The organism is Pantoea sp. AN62 (genome assembly GCF_050432985.1).
In the GTDB taxonomy this organism is placed as follows: domain Bacteria; phylum Pseudomonadota; class Gammaproteobacteria; order Enterobacterales; family Enterobacteriaceae; genus Pantoea; species Pantoea brenneri.
The window spans coordinates 65,332-85,195 of record NZ_JBNPYB010000013.1; the positions used below are offsets into that span (position 1 = coordinate 65,332).

At 54.4% G+C, this 19,864-nt stretch carries 16 protein-coding genes; 6 read left to right on the plus strand and 10 right to left on the minus strand.

The genetic code is table 11. The features are described 5' to 3' along the window. The first annotated feature begins 12 nt into the window (after window positions 1-12). Window positions 13-459, plus strand: a complete 447-nt coding sequence (locus FHW04_RS16055; RefSeq protein ID WP_031374617.1) for a YcgN family cysteine cluster protein — start codon at window positions 13-15, stop codon at window positions 457-459. 71 nt (window positions 460-530) lie between these two features. Here the strand turns inward: FHW04_RS16055 and dsbB are convergent, their stop codons facing one another. Together dsbB and nhaB are read right to left on the minus strand one after the other, a co-directional pair. Then, the gene (gene dsbB, locus FHW04_RS16060) at window positions 531-1,061 is read right to left on the minus strand and encodes a disulfide bond formation protein DsbB (RefSeq protein WP_089561428.1); all 531 of its coding nucleotides are present in this window, start codon (window positions 1,059-1,061) and stop codon (window positions 531-533) included. 123 nt (window positions 1,062-1,184) lie between these two features. Continuing rightward, window positions 1,185-2,714 (minus strand): sodium/proton antiporter NhaB, encoded by a 1,530-nt coding sequence (nhaB, locus tag FHW04_RS16065; protein ID WP_089561429.1) that lies wholly within the window; start codon window positions 2,712-2,714, stop codon window positions 1,185-1,187. 212 nt (window positions 2,715-2,926) lie between these two features. Here nhaB and fadR point away from each other — a divergent pair, with 212 nt between their 5' ends. Beyond that, window positions 2,927-3,646: a fatty acid metabolism transcriptional regulator FadR gene (gene fadR / locus FHW04_RS16070; RefSeq protein ID WP_031374614.1), complete on the plus strand. Its 720-nt coding sequence runs from the start codon at window positions 2,927-2,929 to the stop codon at window positions 3,644-3,646. A gap of 38 nt (window positions 3,647-3,684) precedes the next feature. Here the strand turns inward: fadR and FHW04_RS16075 are convergent, their stop codons facing one another. Further along, window positions 3,685-5,220 (minus strand): SpoVR family protein, encoded by a 1,536-nt coding sequence (locus FHW04_RS16075; RefSeq protein ID WP_089561430.1) that lies wholly within the window; start codon window positions 5,218-5,220, stop codon window positions 3,685-3,687. 487 nt (window positions 5,221-5,707) lie between these two features. Here FHW04_RS16075 and FHW04_RS16080 point away from each other — a divergent pair, with 487 nt between their 5' ends. Both FHW04_RS16080 and dadX read left to right on the plus strand, forming a co-directional pair. Then, complete coding sequence (locus tag FHW04_RS16080; protein WP_338137927.1) at window positions 5,708-7,027, plus strand: D-amino acid dehydrogenase; 1,320 nt, start codon at window positions 5,708-5,710, stop codon at window positions 7,025-7,027. 19 nt (window positions 7,028-7,046) lie between these two features. Next, the gene (gene dadX / locus FHW04_RS16085; RefSeq protein WP_031374611.1) at window positions 7,047-8,117 is read left to right on the plus strand and encodes a catabolic alanine racemase DadX; all 1,071 of its coding nucleotides are present in this window, start codon (window positions 7,047-7,049) and stop codon (window positions 8,115-8,117) included. A gap of 2 nt (window positions 8,118-8,119) precedes the next feature. Here the strand turns inward: dadX and FHW04_RS16090 are convergent, their stop codons facing one another. The 6 genes from FHW04_RS16090 to yeaG form a co-directional block, all read right to left on the minus strand. Further along, the gene (locus FHW04_RS16090; RefSeq protein WP_089561431.1) at window positions 8,120-9,313 is read right to left on the minus strand and encodes a multidrug effflux MFS transporter; all 1,194 of its coding nucleotides are present in this window, start codon (window positions 9,311-9,313) and stop codon (window positions 8,120-8,122) included. Window positions 9,314-9,440: 127 nt separating this feature from the next. After that, window positions 9,441-10,907, minus strand: coding sequence for an undecaprenyl-phosphate galactose phosphotransferase WbaP (wbaP, locus tag FHW04_RS16095; protein WP_031374609.1), 1,467 nt, complete (start codon window positions 10,905-10,907; stop codon window positions 9,441-9,443). A gap of 378 nt (window positions 10,908-11,285) precedes the next feature. Next, window positions 11,286-11,519 (minus strand): DUF1480 family protein, encoded by a 234-nt coding sequence (locus FHW04_RS16100; protein ID WP_069728546.1) that lies wholly within the window; start codon window positions 11,517-11,519, stop codon window positions 11,286-11,288. Window positions 11,520-11,596: 77 nt separating this feature from the next. After that, window positions 11,597-13,324 (minus strand): potassium/proton antiporter, encoded by a 1,728-nt coding sequence (locus FHW04_RS16105; RefSeq protein WP_031374607.1) that lies wholly within the window; start codon window positions 13,322-13,324, stop codon window positions 11,597-11,599. Between the two features lie 250 nt (window positions 13,325-13,574). Then, window positions 13,575-14,849, minus strand: a complete 1,275-nt coding sequence (locus tag FHW04_RS16110) for a YeaH/YhbH family protein (RefSeq protein ID WP_089561432.1) — start codon at window positions 14,847-14,849, stop codon at window positions 13,575-13,577. Window positions 14,850-14,936: 87 nt separating this feature from the next. Then, window positions 14,937-16,871 (minus strand): protein kinase YeaG, encoded by a 1,935-nt coding sequence (gene yeaG, locus FHW04_RS16115; protein ID WP_031374605.1) that lies wholly within the window; start codon window positions 16,869-16,871, stop codon window positions 14,937-14,939. A gap of 419 nt (window positions 16,872-17,290) precedes the next feature. On the opposite strand from yeaG, the gene FHW04_RS16120 reads away from it, so the two are divergent. Continuing rightward, window positions 17,291-18,040, plus strand: a complete 750-nt coding sequence (locus tag FHW04_RS16120; RefSeq protein WP_031374604.1) for a MipA/OmpV family protein — start codon at window positions 17,291-17,293, stop codon at window positions 18,038-18,040. Window positions 18,041-18,112: 72 nt separating this feature from the next. Continuing rightward, a complete protein-coding gene (locus FHW04_RS16125) occupies window positions 18,113-18,964 on the plus strand; it encodes an aldo/keto reductase (protein WP_089561433.1) in 852 nt (283 codons plus the stop codon). Here the strand turns inward: FHW04_RS16125 and FHW04_RS16130 are convergent. Next, entirely contained in the window at window positions 18,961-19,857 is an 897-nt protein-coding gene (locus FHW04_RS16130; RefSeq protein WP_069728543.1) for a D-hexose-6-phosphate mutarotase, read from the minus strand. The two genes, FHW04_RS16125 and FHW04_RS16130, sit on opposite strands and share 4 nt — an antisense overlap. Between the last annotated feature and the right edge of the window lie 7 nt (window positions 19,858-19,864).

The following is a 19,864-nucleotide window of genomic DNA, read 5'->3' on the forward strand; positions in this document are numbered from 1 at the left end:
CGGACAATCATCATGACTGACACCCCTTTCTGGCAACACAAACGCCTGGCACAAATGAGCGATGAGGAATGGGAATCCTTGTGTGATGGTTGTGGGCAGTGTTGTCTGAATAAGCTGCAGGATGCCGACACCGATGAGATCTACTTCACCAACGTCGCCTGTAATCAGCTGAATATCAAAACCTGCCAGTGCCGCAATTATGAACGTCGCTTCGAACTTGAAGAGGATTGCATCAAGCTGACGCGCGAGAACCTCACCACCTTCGACTGGCTGCCGCGCACCTGCGCCTATCGCCTGTTGGGTGAGGGCAAGCCGCTGCCAGCCTGGCATCCGCTGCGTGCTGGCTCAAAAAAAGAGATGCACGCCCAGCGGATTTCAGTACGTTACATTGCGGTGCGGGAGAGTGAAGTGCGCGACTGGGAAGATCACATTATCGATCGACCTGACCGCAACGGCTAACTGCCGGGATCATCATTAAAAAAGGCTGCCAGTGGCAGCCTTTTTGCTATCTGCGACTAACCAGTTTGTTATCAGCGACTAAACAGATCGCGGCGTTTCGCTTTAAACGGCTGGGCAATCAGTACCAGCAGCGCGACCAGCAGGTAAGCGGCGAACACCACGATCATCCACTGTGGCATGCTGAAGGTCAGGAAGGTCCAGCTGCGCTCTGCACAATCGCCGCTGGCGAGAAACACCGACGGCAGCCATTTATCCAGCGGTAAGCCACTGGGGAAACGTGCCGCAAAGTCACAGGTGGTAAAAGGATTGGGATGCAGCTGAATCATGGTGTGTTCATAGGAGAGGCGCAAACCTTGCCAGGCGCTATATAACCACAACGCCAGCGCCACCAGCCGTAACGGCGTTTTTGGCGCAATGGCACCGATCAGACCCGCACCCATTACGCCGAATAAGGCATTGCGTTCATAGATACACATTACGCAGGGCTTGAGACCCATAACATGCTGGAACCATAACGCCGTAAGTTCCAGCGCCAGCGCTGTCAGGGCCAGTAATAACCAGGCTCCGCGACTACGAGAACATTGATTCAGATATCGTAACATATTGCATTCCCTGTAAACGTTAATGCCTCGCAGTGTAAACCAAAAGCGCCGCCAAACCAGCCTGGCGCAGGGAAAAATCATGTTCAAATATGACCTGAACCTGATCCAGACCGGCTAAAAGGTTTACAGGTGCGGCGGTAAAAGCCATCCCAGACTGAGCAGGCTGTCGGTATACGGCACCAGCAGAAAGTGGATTGCCAGATAGCCGATCAGCGACAGTACCACGGTAAACGGCAGTGCCATCCAAACCATCCGTCCGTATGAGAGACGAATCAGTGGTGCCAGGGCCGAGGTCAGCAGGAACAGGAACGCCGCCTGGCCATTCGGTGTGGCGACTGACGGCAGATTGGTACCGGTGTTGATCGCCACCGCCAGCAACTCAAACTGCCGGGCGTCAATCGCGCCACGATCAAAAGCATGACGCGCCTCATTGATATAAACCGATCCGACGAAGACGTTATCTGAAATGGACGAGAGCAGGCCGTTGAAGACGTAGAACCACTTAAGCTGGGCGTCGGGCTCCGTGCTGAGCACAAAGGTGACCAGCGGTGCAAACAGTTGCTGCTCAATGATCACCGCCACGATAGCAAAAAACACCGTCAGCAATGCGGTAAACGGCAGCGCTTCGGTGAACGCCTGACCAATCGCATGCTCATCGGTGATGCCGCACAGCGCCGTCGCCATAATAATCACCGATAGCCCAATCAGACCGACCTCTGCCAGATGAAATGCCAGCGCGACAATTAACCAGATGCCAATCGCCGCCTGAATCCACAGTTTCAGCTTCTCCTGGCGGGTACGCTGTGCAGCGTTCTGCTGTTCACTCTCTTCCAGCAGTTGACGCACGCTGGCGGGCAGGGTGGCACCATAGCCAAACCAGCGGAATTTTTCGACCAGCACGCTGGTGACGATACCGCAGATCAGCACCGGGACCGTTACCGGCGCCATCCGCAGAAAGAACTGGACGAAGTCCCAGCTGGCGGCATGGGCAATAATCAGGTTTTGCGGTTCTCCCACCATGGTCATCACGCCACCCAGTGCGGTACCGACGCCCGCCTGCATCATCAGGCTGCGCAGAAAGGCCCGGAACTGTTCCAGCGTCTCACGCTGCGCCAGCGGATGATGCTGATATTGCGGATCCGAGGCGACACGGTGATAGATCTCATAAAAGCTGACGGCCACGCTGATCACCACGGCCAGTACCGTCAGTGCGTCGAGGAAGGCGGAAAGAAAGGCGGCGGCCAGACAGAACGTCACGCCGAGCAGCACTTTTGAGCGGATGGACAGCAGCAGGTGGGTAAAGACAAACAGCAGCAGCTGCTTCATAAAGAAGATGCCCGCCACCATAAAGATCAGCAGCAGCAGCACTTCCAGATTATTTGCCAGCTCGGTTTTGACCTGATCGGCGCTGGCCATGCCGATAATTATCGCCTCAACCGCCAGCAGGCCGCCTGGCAACAGCGGATGGCATTTAAGCGCCATGCCGAGGGTAAAAATAAATTCCGCTACCAGCAACCAGCCGGCGGCAAACGGGCTGACAAACGCATAAATCAACGGATTCACGATCAGGAAAACCAGCATTAATGCTTTATACCAGTCGGGCGACTGGCCCAGAAAATTCCGTTTTAACGCCTGCCCATATGTCATATCCATCGGAATAAGTATCCTGTTGTTGTGTATGGATTTCTGCCGCAAAGAATAATCCTTAGCGGGGCCTGGCGCAAATTAGCACGGTTCCACCGTGAGTCAGCCCTGAAAATTGGCTCTGCGTCCGGTTTAAATAGTTGCGCAGGCTATATCCGCTATAGGGCGTCTGGTATGATGAGTGCCCATCACAATTAAGAAAGCAACGAGAACACACTGCTATGGTAATTAAGGCTCAGAGCCCAGCGGGATTTGCTGAAGAGTATATTATTGAAAGCATCTGGAACAGCCGCTTTCCGCCAGGGTCGATTCTTCCTGCTGAACGTGAGCTTTCTGAATTGATTGGGGTAACACGTACCACCCTGCGTGAAGTGCTACAGCGCCTGGCGCGTGATGGCTGGCTGACCATTCAGCACGGTAAACCGACCCGGGTCAATGACTTCTGGGAAACCTCCGGACTGAATATTCTGGAAACCCTGGCGCGTCTCGATCACGACAGCGTGCCGGTGTTGATCGATAACCTGCTGTCGGTTCGCACCAATATATCGTCAATTTTTATCAGTCGTGCCCTGCGTCATCATCCGGAAAAAGCGCGTGAAGTGCTGGAAACCGTCGCCAGTGCCGACGACCAGGCGGATGCCTATACCGAACTCGACTACCGGATATTCCGCGGTCTGGCGTTTGCCTCCGGCAACCCCATCTACGGCTTGATCCTGAATGGGCTGAAAGGGCTCTATACCCGGGTAGGACGTCACTACTTCTCCAACCCGGAAGCGCGTCAGGTGGCGCGTGATTTCTACCTCTCGCTGCTGGCGCTGTGCGATAAAGAACCGAGCCAGGATGAGATCGTGGATGCGGTGCGCAACTACGGCCGTCGCAGCGGTGAAATCTGGCACAGCATGCAAAAAAGCATGCCGGATGACCTCGGCAGTAAACGCTAAAAAAAACCGGACATCACGTCCGGTTTTTTATTCTCAGGTTACAGTGGTGAACCGCGTGGGGGATTGCGATCCAGCAGCTCAACGCTGCCATCTTCATTCTGCTGTTCAAGAATCACATCAAATCCCCACAGACGATGGACATGCTTCAGCACTTCGCGCCGGCTTTTATCCAGCGGGGTGCGACTCTGCGGCACATAGCGCAACGTCAGCGATCGATCGCCACGTAAGTCCACGTTATAAACCTGAATGTTAGGCTCCAGATTGCTCAGGTTGTACTGGGCCGACAGCTGCTGGCGAATCGCCCGGTAGCCCGCTTCATCGTGGATAGCCGCAATCTCAAGGTAATTATTGCGGTCATCATCCAGCACGGTAAACAGCCGGAAGTCACGCATCACTTTCGGCGACAGGAACTGGCTGATGAAGCTCTCATCCTTGAATTCACGCATCGCGAAGTGCAGGGTTTCCAGCCAGTCCGAACCGGCGATATCCGGGAACCAGTAGCGATCCTCTTCGGTCGGTGACTGACAGATACGTTTGATGTCCTGGAACATCGCAAACCCTAAGGCGTAAGGGTTGATGCCGTTGTACCACTGGCTATTGTACGGCGGCTGAAACACCACGTTAGTGTGGCTGTGCAGGAACTCCATCATGAAGCGTTCCGACACTTTGCCTTCGTCATACAGATGGTTAAGGATGGTGTAGTGCCAGAAGGTGGCCCAGCCTTCGTTCATCACCTGCGTCTGCTTTTGCGGATAGAAATACTGGCTCACCTTACGCACGATGCGCAGGATTTCACGCTGCCACGGCTCCAGCAACGGCGCGTTCTTTTCCATAAAGTAGAGCAGGTTCTCCTGCGGTTCAGACGGATAACGCACTGCTTCAACCTGCACCGTCTCTTTTTCACGCCGTGGCAGAGTACGCCACAGGGTATTTACCTGGCTTTGCAGATACTCTTCGCGGCTCTTCTGTCGCGCTTTCTCCTCCTGCAGCGAGATCTTCTGCGGCCGTTTATAACGGTCAACACCGTAGTTCATCAGCGCGTGACAGGAGTCGAGCAGTCGTTCGACTTCCTCAACGCCGTAGCGCTCCTCGCAATCACTGATGTAATTTTTGGCAAATAGCAGGTAATCAACTATCGAACCAGCGTCGGTCCAGCTGCGGAACAGGTAGTTATTTTTGAAGAAAGAGTTATGACCGTAACAGGCGTGCGCCATCACCAGCGCCTGCATGGTCATGGTGTTCTCTTCCATCAGATAAGCGATGCAGGGATTGGAGTTGATTACAATCTCGTAGGCCAGACCCTGCTGACCATGCTTGTAGCGCTGTTCGGTTTCAATGAACTTCTTACCGAATGACCAGTGTGAATAATTGATCGGCATACCGACGCTGGAATAAGCGTCCATCATCTGCTCAGAGGTGATCACTTCGATTTGGTGCGGATAGGTATCGAGCCGGTAGAGTTTCGCCACGCGGTCGATCTCGGCTAAGTAGACATCGAGGAGTTCAAATGTCCAGTCTGGTCCGTCATTGAGTCGTTTGCTGTCCTTGATGGGATCGTCAAAGATTGTCGTCATAGCGCACCTCTTTTTTTGCAAACTGGCTGACCCGAAAGGCAACCCGTTCCGGTTATTTAAGGCTTCATCCTGAGAAAGGGAACCCGAAAAAAACTGAGCGAACACAACAATGATAGCCCACTGTCGCTTATCCGAAATGCGAACTCAAATGAATTCTTTGGCAGAAAATCATTCAGAGTGGATTGATGTGGAATTTAATAGCCTTTAACTCGACCATAAATTTAAAATCTGGAATATAATCCTGTTTATAAGCGGTTTGTATGGGGTTGAATGATTCTCCTGCCAAAAGCAGATTTAACTGGCTTCGTTGTCATTTATTTCTGAATTGGCCCGATAAGGCGGATAAATCTCTGTATTTTGCGCGGCGATATGATTTTAGTTACCTGTTAAGTAAAAAAGATGTGAAATAGTTGCTGAAATTTCGGGGTGATATCTGCTGAGTGAATCCGCTGAATGTCGCCTGATGAACAGTGAATTATGCTTTTACATGCCGGGTGGGGGACATATGCACGTTGTGATTCTGGGAAGTGGTGTGGTAGGTGTAGCCAGCGCGTGGTATCTGGCGCGGGCCGGACATCAGGTGACGGTGATTGATCGTCAGCCTGCCGCGGCGCTGGAGACCAGCGCGGGCAATGCCGGGCAGATTTCGCCAGGCTATGCGGCGCCCTGGGCGGCGCCGGGCGTGCCGTTGAAAGCGGTTAAATGGATGTTTCAGCGGCATGCACCGCTGGCGGTGCGGCTGGATGGCAGCAGCTTCCAGCTGGAATGGATGTGGCAGATGTTACGTAACTGCGATATCAACCACTATCAGCAGAATAAAAGCCGGATGGTACGGATTGCGGAATACAGCCGCGATTGCCTGAAAGCGCTGCGCGCCGAAACCGGTATCGCCTATGAAGGCCGGCAGGGCGGCACCCTGCAACTGTTCCGCACCCAACAGCAGTACGACAGCGCCAGCAAAGATATCGCGGTGCTACGCGAAGCGGGCGTGCCCTACGAATTGCTGGAAGCGCATCAGCTGGCGCGGGTTGAACCGGCGCTGGCGGCCACCCAGCATAAACTGACCGGCGGTTTACGCCTGCCGAATGATGAAACTGGCGACTGCCAGCTGTTTACCCAGCGGCTGGCAAAGATGGCAGAACAGGCCGGCGTGGTGTTCCGCTTCAATACCCCCATCGATCACCTGCTGCGCGACGGCAACCGCATCTACGGCGTGAAGTGCGGCGAGGAGATCATCAAAGCGGATCAGTATGTGGTAGCGCTGGGTTCCTACTCCACCGCGCTGCTGCGCAACGTGGTCGACATCCCGGTCTATCCGCTGAAAGGCTATTCGCTCACCATCCCGATTAAAAATCCGGATGCCGCCCCGGTCTCCACCATTCTCGACGAAACCTACAAAGTCGCGGTAACCCGCTTTGACGATCGTATCCGGGTTGGCGGCATGGCGGAAATCGTTGGTTTTAACACCAGACTGACCGAAGCACGGCGGGAAACGCTGGAGATGGTGGTCAGTGATCTCTATCCTGAAGGCGGTCATCTGGCGCAGGCCAGCTTCTGGACCGGATTGCGTCCCATGACGCCTGACGGTACGCCAATTGTCGGTGCGACCCCGGTGGCTAACCTCTGGCTCAACACCGGTCACGGGACGCTGGGCTGGACGATGGCCTGCGGTTCAGGTCAGCTGCTGGCCGATCTGATTTCCGGCAAAAAACCGTCGATCGCCGCGGATGACTTATCGGTGTTTCGCTATTTACCCGGTTTCGTGGCGAGTGCTTCGCCACTGCGTAACGCCAACGCTACTCGTTAAGCTCTCAGGGAGAGGAAGGATGTCACGTCCGATTGTCGCTACCATCAATCAGCAGGCATTGCGGCATAACCTGGCGGTGGTTCGCCAGGCCGCGCCTGCGTCCCGCGTCTGGTCGGTGGTTAAGGCTAACGCTTACGGTCATGGTCTTGCCCGCGTCTGGGAAAGTCTGGCCACCACCGACGGTTTTGCCCTGCTTAATCTGGAAGAGGCGATTCTGCTGCGCGAGCAGGGCTGGAAAAAACCGATCCTGCTACTGGAGGGATTTTTTCAGCCAGAGGATCTGCAGCTGATCGATCGCTATCGCCTGACCACCAGCGTGCACAGTAACTGGCAGATTAAAGCGCTGGCTAACGCGACGCTGTCGGCACCGGTTGATATCTATCTTAAGGTCAACAGCGGGATGAACCGGCTCGGTTTCCGGCCCGAACAGGTGAATGCAGCGTGGCAGAAACTGCGCGCACTTAACAACGTCGCTGAAATGACGCTGATGGCCCATTTCGCGGATGCGGAGAATCCCGACGGCATTATCGTTCCGCTGCAGCGGATTGAGCAGGCGGCCGAGGGGCTGAACTGCCCGCGATCGCTGTCCAACTCTGCCTGTACCCTGTGGCACCCTGAAGCGCATTATGACTGGGTGCGGCCCGGCATTATTCTGTATGGCGCGTCACCGAGCGGCGACTGGCAGGATATTGCCAGCAGCGGTCTGGAACCGGTGATGACGCTGAGCAGTGAGATTATCGGCATTCAGCAGCTGCAGGCGGGTGATGGTGTTGGCTATGGCTACCGTTATCATGCCACCCAGGCGCAGCGGATTGGCGTAGTGGCCTGTGGCTATGCGGATGGCTATCCGCGCCATGCGCCAACCGGAACGCCGGTCAGCGTTGATGGGATCATGACTCAGGTGGTGGGTGCGGTATCAATGGACATGATCACCGTCGATCTGACCCCCTGTCCGCAGGCCGGAATCGGCTCGCGGGTGGAATTGTGGGGCGAACAGGTGAAAATCGATCAGGTGGCAAAAGCGGCCGGAACGGTAGGGTACGAACTGATGTGCGCACTGGCTCCCCGCGTTCCGGTTCAGCTAAGTTAAATTCAGGTCAGCGCGGTCACCCGGCCGCGCATCTTCCTGCTGCAGCGCCAGGCGACCAACGCCAGTATGGCACCCAGCAACATCATCAGGCTCAGTGACAGCTTCTCAGCCATCGGCAGCGCCACGATAATCAGGCTGCCTGCCGCACCGCCCGCCATCTGGATAAATCCCTGTAAGGCGGATGCCACCCCAGCCTGTTGCTGATACGGCTCCAGTGCATAGCTGGTGGCCGGACCGACGGTAAACGCCAGTCCCGCGACTGATACCGCCACCGGGAACATATACAGCGCCCAGTGAGTCTGCATTGACGCCGGGAACAGCATCATTCCTGCCAGCAACAGCAGCGCGCCCAGCAGCATAGTGACAAACCCCATCGCCAGACAGAAAGGCCGTCCCGCTTTGCGGATGGTTTTATTGACGAACACACTGACGAACATGATCCAGAAGCCGTTAGCGCCAAAGGCAAAGGAGAACTGAATCGGCGATAAGCCACCCTCGGTCATCAAAACCTGCGGAGCCAGCGAGACATAGGTCAGCACCATGCCCAGAGCGCCCGCATTGGCAAAGGCAAAGGCGAGGAAGCGTGGCTGACGCAGAATGGCGGCATACTGCGCAATCGGCAGGCCTTTGACCCGTAGAGTATCGGCCGGACGCGTTTCCGGCAGCCAGATAATCACCAGCAGCATGATCAGCGCGCCGTAGCCGCACAGGAACCAGAAGGGCGCGCGCCAGTCAAAGGCGCTGGCCAGCAGGCCACCCAGCAGCGGTGCCAGGGCCGGCACGATGTTTAACGCGCCATTCAGAAAGCCGTAGGCGCGTGCCGCATCATCACCGCTCAGACGGTCACGTACGCCGCTGAAGGCGACCACCGCACTACAACAGACGCCACAGCCCTGCACCAGACGGGCAATCAGGAACAGCGGAAACGAGGTGGCCGTGGCGGCGATGACGCTGCCTGCGATGTAAAGCGCCAGCCCCAGCAGGGCGATCGGCTTGCGACCGTAGTTATCCACCAGCGGACCGGTCACCAGTTGTCCCAGTCCCATCACCAGCAGAAACAGGGGAATGGTGGTCTGCACCAGATTGACCGGGGTATTCAGCCCTTCCGCAATCTGCGGCAGTGTGGGCAAATAGAGATCGATGCCTAAAGGTGCCAGCAGCACCAGGCTCAATAACAGTAGAGTAAATTTTTGCATAACGACCAGAGGGTAAACGTTCTGTTAAAAAACGAGCCGCAGAGGGTAATGATTCAGGGCGAAAAAAGATAGAGGGGAACGTGCGGAAGTTGCGATGCCTGCTGTAAACAGGCATCGCATAACAGGTTTAGTAAGCACCGTCACGGCGCAGTACCACCCCGGCGGTTTTGAACAGAATGGCGATATCGGTCCACAGCGCCCAGTTTTTGACATACCAGGAGTCAAAGTAGACGCGGGTATCATAATCAATGTCATTACGTCCGCTGACCTGCCACAAGCCGGTCATTCCGGGCTTCGCCATCAGATAGTAATCGACATCGCCAGCATAACGTTCCAGCTCCGCTTCAATCACCGGACGCGGCCCGACCAGACTCATCTCGCCACGGATCACGTTCCACAGCTGCGGCAGCTCATCCAGACTGGTTTTACGCAGGAAGCCACCGATCTTTGTAATGCGCGGATCGTTCTTCAGTTTAAAGTCCTTATCCCACTCAATGCGCGCCGCTTCGCTGGTGGCCAGCAGATTCTCCAGCACCTCCTTCGAGTTGGTGACCATTGAACGGAACTTAAGGCATTTAAACTTCTTACCATCCTGGCCGACGCGCTCATGGCCGTAAATCGCGTTGCCGCCGTCGCGTTTCACCATGTAGCAGAGCAGGGCGAAAATCGGACCGAGAAACAGCAGCAGCATCGAAGCGACAATCAGGTCAAAGGCGCGCTTCAGGAACCGCGACGAGTATTTGGCCAGATTATTGCTGACCCGCAGGATCATCACTTCATGGCTGAAGATAAACGACATGTCGGTACCGTAGAGCGGCACACCGCGCAGGGTCGGGATCACTGAGACAGAGCGACAGTTCATCTTCGACAGGAACTTCAGCCAGCGGTCGCGCATCGGTTGCTGCTCATATTCCATCGCCACAATAAACTGCACGTTGTCACGGTCGATAGTTTGCCAGTTGATATCTTTCCAGGTGATCACCGGCACGCCATTAACCGTTTGCTGCGCCGGTACGTCATCTACCGAGATAAATGCCTGCACGTTATAGCCGAGGATCTCCTCGCTCTGTAGCGCGGCGTAGGCTTCGGTGGCGTTACGGCCGGAACCAATAATAATGGTCTCTTTCTGCCACTGACCGGCTTTATTAATGGCGCGCTTAACCAACGCGCGCATTAACGGCAGCAGCAGCAGTGCGTACGTCCAGCTGAACACCCACACCATGCGGGAAAAATCCCACTTAGAGAAAGCAATCAGGGCGAGATCGAGCAGGGAGAAAACGAAAAGCGTCTTAACGATTTCTTTCAGCTCGAACCAAAAGGGTTTGCGATAGGTGTAGTGACGCAGGCGTACCCAGAACCAGCCGGTACACATGACGGACATAATAAACTGCGCGACAAAACGGTATTCAATTTGTTGCGGGGGAATAAAAGTATCCAGCTCTCCCCAAATACCCTGAATAGTGGCGGCCGATAAAAACAACGCCAGATTAAGTGCAATCAAATCAGAAAAACTCAGGGCGAACTTTACGATGATATTTTTACGCGTTCCGCTCCACGAGCGGCTCGGGTTATTCATTATCAATGTACTTGCCATAAAACCTGCTCTCTTTCTTAAGTAAAAGATGGCCTGACCAGAATCAAGTACGCGTTCAGGAGTGGGCTACTGAAAAAATTAAAAAATAATTTTCAGTCTGTTGCAGTCAGTACAGCCAAACGAAGCTGCGAAAAGAGTGACTGACAAAGCGTGATGTCACTCACGAAATATTGCAGCGTTGAGAAAGAGTATGCAGGAGTTATTTGACAGAGTTAATACGGAAAAAATCTGAAAACATCAAAATTGATTAAAGTTTTAAAAGGGTAACTGATTGTTCTGGCAGGATAAAATAAGAGAAGGGGCGGTTATAACCAAACTGTTTAAGACTATTTTTAGGAATTACCGCCAGATTGTCCGACTGGCGGTAAGGCAGGTAACTCAGGCTGGCTTCTTTAAAATCCAGCGGTCCTGCTGTTTATCGTAATGCCCGATTTGCAGATTAACCGGTTCGCCGTCGATCCAGGCCGGAACGCTGGTATCACGATCCCAGCCATCCAGTTGCGTAATTAAGCCGGGATTAGTGTCACAGGGGATACTGACGGTGTCGGGGTTCTCACTGTCAAGATCGGCATCCACAATCTCATAACGTCCAATTTTAACCACGTGTCCCATTCATTTCTCCCGTTTATGCTGGCTTGAACTATTAGCTTAGTGCATCAGCAGAAATTAACGTGGCTGAATGATTAGGATTATTCCTTCTCTTCAGCCGGACGCACACCAATCTTCACGATCCGGTTATCTTCTTTCTCGGCGACGGTCCAGGTCAGCTGATTCCATTCCACCTGGTCGCCCACCACCGGCGCGCCACCCAGCATGCTGAGCATCAGTTGTCCCAGCGATTGCTGGTCATTGGTCGCCTCGTCCAGTTCGAGGCCGTAGATTTGCGCCACATCCCGCAGACGGGCTTCTGCATCGAGGATGAAGTCACCAAAGAAGCGCTGATCGAGAGAGACCGGCGGCGACTGACTGAACATCTTGCCGAGCGCCGGCAGATCGCGTTCGCGGCCAATCACGCAGATTACATCGTTCTCTTTCAGGCGCGTCCCGCCGTTGGGGTGCATCAGCACATTGTCGCGGAACAGCGCCGCAATCCGGGTCTCACGCGGCATCTGCAAATCACGCAGCGCGGCACCGACACACCATTTATCGGCGCTGAGCTGATAAACAAACTGCTCCCACGGATTCTCCGGGTGAATATCCAGACCCACCCGGCTGATCGGCGAGGCGGTCGGCGGCACCACCACTTTGGCTTTTTTGGCGGCAAAGCCCAGCGAGGTGCCCTGCAGCATCAGCGACACCAGCACCACGAAGAAGGCAATATTGAAATAGAGCGAGGCGTTTTCCAATCCCGCCATCATCGGGAAGACCGCCAGGATAATCGGCACCGCACCGCGTAAGCCCACCCAGCTGATAAAGAAACGTTCGCGGGTAGTGAAACTGCGGAACGGCAGCAGGCCAATAAACACCGACAACGGACGTGCCACCAGAATCAGCCACAGCGACAGGATCATCGCCGGCACGGCGATATGCCACAGGTCAGACGGGGTAACCAGCAGACCAAGCACGATGAACATCCCGATCTGACTCAGCCAGGCCATGCCGTCGAAGGTCTGCAAAATACCGTGACGGTTACGGATTGGGCTGTTGCCCAGCAGAAAGCCGCACAGGTAGACCGCGAGAATGCCGCTGCCTTCTAATACCGTGGTCAGGGCGAAAACCAGAATGCCGCCACTCAACGCCAGCAGCGGATAGAGCCCGCCAGCCAGGCTGATGCGGTTGATCAACTGTTGCAGCGCCCAGCCGCCGCCCAAACCTAGCACAATACCCAGCCCGAACTGCTGCACCAGATGCACCAGGAACATCCAGTCGAGCCCGGTCTGACCCTGCTCAATCATCTCAATCAGGGTAATGGTCAGAAACACCGCCATCGGGTCGTTACTGCCGGATTCAATCTCAAGAGTGGAGCTGACGCGCTCATTGAGCCCCTTATCGCCCAGCAGCGAGAACACCGCCGCCGCATCGGTTGAACCGATAATCGCGCCAATCAGAAAACCCTGCATCATATCCAGATTAAACAGCCAGGCCGCCACCACGCCGGTTAAGCCGGCGGTAATCATTACGCCGATGGTCGCCAGCGACAGGGCGGGCCCCAGCGCCACCTTAAACGAGCTGGCTTTGGTTCGCATGCCACCATCCAGCAGGATGATAGCCAGCGCCAGGTTGGAGATCAGATAAGCGGCGGGATAGTTATCAAAGGCGATACCGCCGATGCCATCAATCCCGGTCAGCATGCCGAGTGCCAGGAAGATAACCAGGATAGGAATGCCGAGGCGCGAGGAGAAAGAGCTGAGCAAAATGCTCGAGGCGACCAGCACGGAACCGATGATAAACAGACTGTAAACTATGGTGTGGTTCAAACCCGGGCTCCTGAGATATGGCGTTGAGTTGCATCAAATCATGACAAATGTCCATGCTATGTCTAAAAGATAATGTTTTATCAAGGAGTTGTCATGGTCAAAATGAAAATTATACGAATTGCTTATTGGCTTATGGAATCAGATTAATGTGAAGAATGAGGGAGTTGGCAGGCAAGGGGGAGAAAAACGACTGTTTTATCAGGTTATTCAGCAGATAAAAAACAAGCCGGTGATAAGCCGGCTTGGATGATCAGGCTTCGGTCGCCTGTTTATGAAACAGAGAACGGAACACCGGATAGATATCTTCCGGTTCGCGAATATGCTCTATCGCGAAGTTGTCGAACATCGCCTGCAGATGCTCATACTCGCGCCACAAGGTCTGGTGGGCGCGACGGGTGATTTCGATATAACTGTAGTAACGCACCACGGGCAGGATATTCTTCGCCAGAATTTCGTGACAAAGCGGTGAATCATCGGCCCAGTTATCGCCATCGGACGCCTGCGCAGCGTAGATATTCCACTGCGCCGGGTCATAGCGATCCTTGACCACCTCATCCATCAGCTTCAGCGCGCTGGAAACGATGGTGCCACCGGTCTCCTGCGAGTAGAAGAACTCCTGTTCGTCAACCTCTTTAGCCTGAGTGTGGTGACGGATATAGACCACATCGACATTCTTGTAGGTCCGGCTCAGGAACAGATAGAGCAAAATGTAGAAACGCTTGGCCATATCTTTAGTGGCCTGATCCATTGAACCTGAGACATCCATTAAGCAGAACATCACCGCCTGGCTGGAGGGCTCCGGACGCTTCTCAAAGTTTTTGTAGCGCAGGTCAAAGGTGTCGATAAACGGCACCCGCTCGATGCGTGCGCGCAGTTCAGCGATATCCTTGCGCAGGCGCTCCTCTTCCAGCAGCTGGGCCGGTTCCGATTTCTCAACGATGCTGAGCGTCTCTTCCAGCTCGTGCAGCATCCGCCGTTTCCCTGCGGTCATCGCCGTACGGCGCGCCAGTGAATTTTGCAACGAGCGCACCACACTGATGTTGGCGGGCACCCCGTTAGAGGTGTAGCCGGCGCGGTGCGTTTTGTATTCATTCAGCTGACGATGCTGGTTACGACGCAGGTTGGGCAGCGCCAGATCTTCAAACAGCAGATCGAGATATTCATCCTTGGAAATCTGAAAGACGAATTCATCCTGTCCTTCGCCATCCTGACTGGCGTTGCCCTGACCACTGCCGCCGCCACCGCCGCCCTGCGGTCGCTCAATGCGATCATTCTGCACAAAATGGTCGTTTCCGGGATGCACGCGATGGCGATTGCCGCCGCGTCCCTGGTGGAAAATCGGCTCATTGATGTCATCAATAGGTATCGAAACAGATTCACCGCTGCTGACGTCGGTAACCGAGCGTTTATTGATGGCCTCGGAGATCGACTGCTTGATTTGCGACTTGTAACGGCGCAAGAAGCGCTGGCGGTTAACCGCGCTCTTGTTTTTACCGTTCAGCCGGCGATCGATGAAATAGGCCATAGTGTTCCCCCAAACTACATTGCAAGCAGGTCGGGCTAGCCCGACCTTTAGACGACCGGTATCGAAATACCGGTTTGCTTACTTTAATCAGGACGATTTACGCACACGCAAATACCATTCACACAGCAGGCGCACCTGTTTGCGGGTATAGCCTTTTTCCATCATGCGATCGACGAAATCATCATGTTTCTTCTGCTCATCGGTAGAGGTCTTGGTATTGAAGGAGATCACCGGCAGCAACTCTTCCGTATTCGAGAACATTTTCTTCTCGATCACGGTGCGTAATTTCTCGTAACTGGTCCAGTTCGGATTGCGACCGTTATTGTGTGCCCGGGCGCGCAGCACAAAGTTGACAATCTCGTTACGGAAATCTTTCGGGTTACTGATACCAGCAGGTTTCTCAATCTTCTCCAGCTCCGCATTCAGTGATTCACGATCGAACAGCTGACCGGTATCGGGATCGCGATACTCCTGATCCTGAATCCAGAAGTCGGCGTAGGTCACGTAGCGATCGAAGATGTTCTGACCATACTCGGAATAGGATTCCAGGTAAGCGGTCTGAATCTCTTTGCCAATGAACTCGGCGTATTTCGGGATCAGATAGCCTTTCAGGTGCTCCAGGTATTTTTCCGCCTGGTCCTGCGGGAACTGCTCACGTTCAATCTGCTGCTCCAGCACGTAAAACAGGTGCACCGGGTTGGCCGCCACTTCGGCATGGTCAAAGTTGAAGACGCGCGACAGGATCTTAAAGGCAAAACGGGTCGACAGACCGTTCATCCCTTCATCCACGCCAGCGTAGTCATGATACTCCTGCCACGATTTGGCTTTAGGATCGGTATCTTTCAGGCTTTCGCCGTCATAAACCCGCATTTTGGAGTAGATGCTTGAGTTTTCCGGATCTTTCAGCCGCGACAGAATCGAAAAGCGAGCCAGGGTTTCCAGCGTGCCGGGTGCACAAGGCGAGGTGGCCAGCTCACTGTGATTCAGCAGTTTTTCATATATTTTGATCTCTTCTGAGACCCGCAGGCAATAAGGCACTTTGACGATGTAAACACGGTCAAGGAACGCCTCATTGTTTTTGTTATTACGGAAGGTGACCCATTCTGATTCGTTAGAGTGCGCCAGAATGATGCCGTTAAACGGCAGGGCCGAAATACCCTCGGTACCGTTATAGTTACCTTCCTGGGTAGCGGTCAGTAAGGGATGCAGTACCTTAATCGGCGCCTTAAACATCTCGACGAATTCCATGATTCCCTGGTTAGCGCGGCACAATGCGCCGGAGTAGCCGTAGGCATCAGGATCGTTTTGCGCGTGATTTTCCAGTTTACGGATGTCCACTTTACCCACCAGCGCCGAGATATCCTGGTTGTTCTCATCGCCAGGTTCGGTTTTGGCAATCGCCAGTTGTTCAAGAATCGATGGCCAGACCTTAACCACTTTAAAGCGTGAGATATCGCCACCGAAATCGTGCAGACGTTTAGCCGCCCACGGCGACATAATGGTACCGAGGTAGCGACGCGGCACGCCGTACTCTTTTTCAAGGATATGGGCATCTTCCTGCGGGTTGAACAGGCAGAGCGGATGGTCATTGACCGGGCTGCGTTCGCCATCGGCGCTCAGCACGTAGATCGGTACGCGCTGCATCAGCGATTTAAGCCGCTCAGCCAGCGAGGATTTACCACCGCCGACCGGACCCAGCAGATAGAGGATCTGTTTCTTCTCTTCAAGTCCCTGAGCGGCATGTTTCAGGTAGGAGACGATTTGTTCAATCGCTTCCTCCATGCCGTAAAACTCCTCGAACGCCGGATAGCGTCCCATCACACGGTTGGAGAATATTCTGGAAAGGCGTGGCTCCTGAGCAGTGTCAACCATTACTGGCTCACCAATAGCCATTAACAGTCGCTCTGCAGCGTTGGCGTATGCACTGCGATCCTGCTTACAGATAGCAAGAAATTCCTGCAGTGTGAACTCTTCGTCCTTGGCAGCTTCATAACGCTGACGATAGTGATCGAATATATTCATAGCGATGCCCGTCCTTTCGTTTTTAGCACAGGTAAGGAGCGTAATTAGAGGCTCATGCAGCTCCCGGAAGATATTCTCTATTGAGTACAGCAACCCTTATGCCAACCTGATCGTTTTTATCGGGATACACAACTTTTATGGTTACTCTGCTCGTACAATATGTCTGGTCTTACTTCTAACTGTAGATGGCTTCTAAGAAATTTCCTCCATGGCTGTGGATAGGTGAGGGTGAGATCAACAACATAATCGGTTTGATGTAAGGCCGGTATGCGCCTCTGTTGACTTAACTTAACGTGATTTTAACCTTTAATGCCACTTTCAGCGGCTGGTCGCTTAAAGGAATTCGATATAAGTTAATCCAGTCGCAAAAAAACGTTAGACTTCATGTTTGATTGTTATATTTATGGAATGAATAAATTGTGAACCAATTCAAATTTAAGGCGCTTGTCGCACTTTTACCTTGTTATTTGCTCTCTGGCGGCGTTAACGCCGCACCGCTTTCTGTCGGTGCTTCAGTGATTTATGCCGAGTCCCCTTATCGTGGTGGTCAGGACCGTTATCTGCCGGTTCCGGTGATCAATTACGAAGGTGAAGACTTCTGGTTCCGCAGCCTGCAGGGCGGTTACTACCTGTGGAAAGATCCGCAGAACCAGCTGTCACTGACGGTGCTCGGTTCCCCGCAGGAATACAAACCCAGCGACAACGATCTGGGCGATATGAAAGGGCTGGATAAACGTCGCATGACCCTGATGGCGGGTGCTACCTACCGTCATACTGCCGACTGGGGTATTGTTCGCACCGCCTTACTGGGTGACGTGCTGAACAACAGCAACGGTATGATCTGGGACTTAACCTACCTTTACCGTTTCGAAATGGGTGATTTCAGCCTGACGCCGGGTATTGGTGCGATGTGGAACAGTGCCAATCAAAACCGTTATTACTACGGTGTTTCCGGCCATGAAAGCGCCCGTACCGGCATCAGCCGCTACAATCCGGATGACAGCTGGTCACCTTATGTCGAGCTGAGCGCCAGCTATCAGATTTCGCCGGAGTGGAACGTTGGCGTCGTCGGACGCTATACCCGCTTCGACAGCGAAATCAAAGACAGCCCGATGATTGATAAAAGCGGCCAGGCGACACTCTGGACCGGCGTCAGTTACACCTTCTGATAACGCACTAAACGAGGGCATTTTATGCCCTCTGTTCTTTTATGGGGCCTCATAATGGGGCGGGAGAGCGGAATGCGTAACCTCATCAATTTTGCCGGCCATCGCTCTCTGCCGGTGATCGGCCAGGGCAGCTGGTATATGGGCGAAAATCCGGCGCAGCGTGCAACCGAAGTCGCTGCGCTGCAGGCCGGACTGGCATGCGGTCTGCGCCTGATCGACACGGCGGAAATGTACGCTGACGGCGCTGCAGAACAGGTAGTGGGTGAAGCGCTGCAGGGGCGTCGTGACCAGGCACTGGTGGTGTCTAAAGTCTATCCGTGGAATGCCGGTGAGCAGGATGCTATCGGGGCCTGCGAGCGCAGCCTGCGCCGCCTGAGAACCGATTATCTCGATCTTTACCTGCTGCACTGGCGCGGTAACGTTCCGCTGGAAGAGACAATACGGGCGATGGAACGTCTGCAGCAGCAGGGTAAAATCCGCTACTGGGGCGTCTCTAATTTCGATACCGATGATATGGCTGAGCTGTGGGATGAAGCGGGTGGGGCGCAGTGCGCGACCAATCAGGTACTGTACCATCTTGGCTCACGCGGCATTGAATATGATCTGTTGCCAGCCTGCCAGCAGCGAAACCTGCCGATCATGGCTTATTGTCCGCTGGCACAGGCCGGACGACTACGCGATAGCCTGTTCAGCGATCCACAACTGACCCGGCTTGCACAGCAAAAGGGCATCAGCGTGGCGCAGCTACTGCTGGCGTGGGTAATCCGTCAGCCTGGGGTTATCGCTATTCCCAAAGCCAGTTCTGTCGCCCATGTGCAGGAAAATGCTGCGGCGCTGGAGGTGGTTCTGACAGAGGACGATCTCAGCCTGATCAACCAGCGCTATCCGGCACCGCAGCACAAGTTGCCGCTCGACGTGGTTTAAGCCTTAACCGCCTCGCCGCTGACTTTTTTCTTCAGGCGGAAGGTGGTGGCCAGACGGGCCGGCTTTTCGCCTGCACTGCGCAGTGGCTTGTTGATACGGGCCGTCTCGACGCAAACCATGGTTTTGTAGCCCTCATTCGGCATATCGGCCATGCTGCAGGAGAGCTCAACCCCTGGATTCCACGTAACAACGTCACTGTGATGGTGATGATAGACTTCAATCTGCCGCTGAGCAGCCGGATCGTTGATCACTGAGCAGTCTTCGGCTGCGGTAAAGATGCGGTCAATCCGGCCCGGATAGCGCTGCTTACCGTCACTGCTGCCGATCTCACCCTGATTTACCTTGTCGATATAGCTGTTTCCCAGCCCTGACACTTCAACGCCGCTGATATCGCTGACGGTGAAATAACTGTGCAGCGCGGCGGTTGCTTCAAAGTCACCGTGCGCTTCCAGTTCGATCTCGCAATGCTGGCCGAGCCGGAAGCGGGCAATTAAGGTGAACTCATGCGGCCACAGCTTCAGCGTCTGAGCATTGCTTTCCAGCACCAGCGTCAGCATCACGCCATCTTCATTTTCATCATGCGCTGACAGCGTCCACGGCTGATTGCGAGCAAAGCCGTGCGCCGGTTCGCCTGCCGGGCCAAACCAGGGCCAGCAGATCGGCACGCCGCCGCGAATCGCTTTACCGGCCGCAAACTGGCTCTTGTCACTGAGCCACAGTACCGGTTGCTCACCGCTGGGCTGCCAGGCAATCAGATGGGCGCCCTGCAGTGTTAGAGCCGCACGTACTTTGGGATGACTGACGATAATCGCCGGCAGTTCTCCGACCTGACGCTGCGAGAGGTAAGGGGAGATCTGCGTCACCACCGGCAGAGAAAACAGTTTATCTTGCATGTTCGAT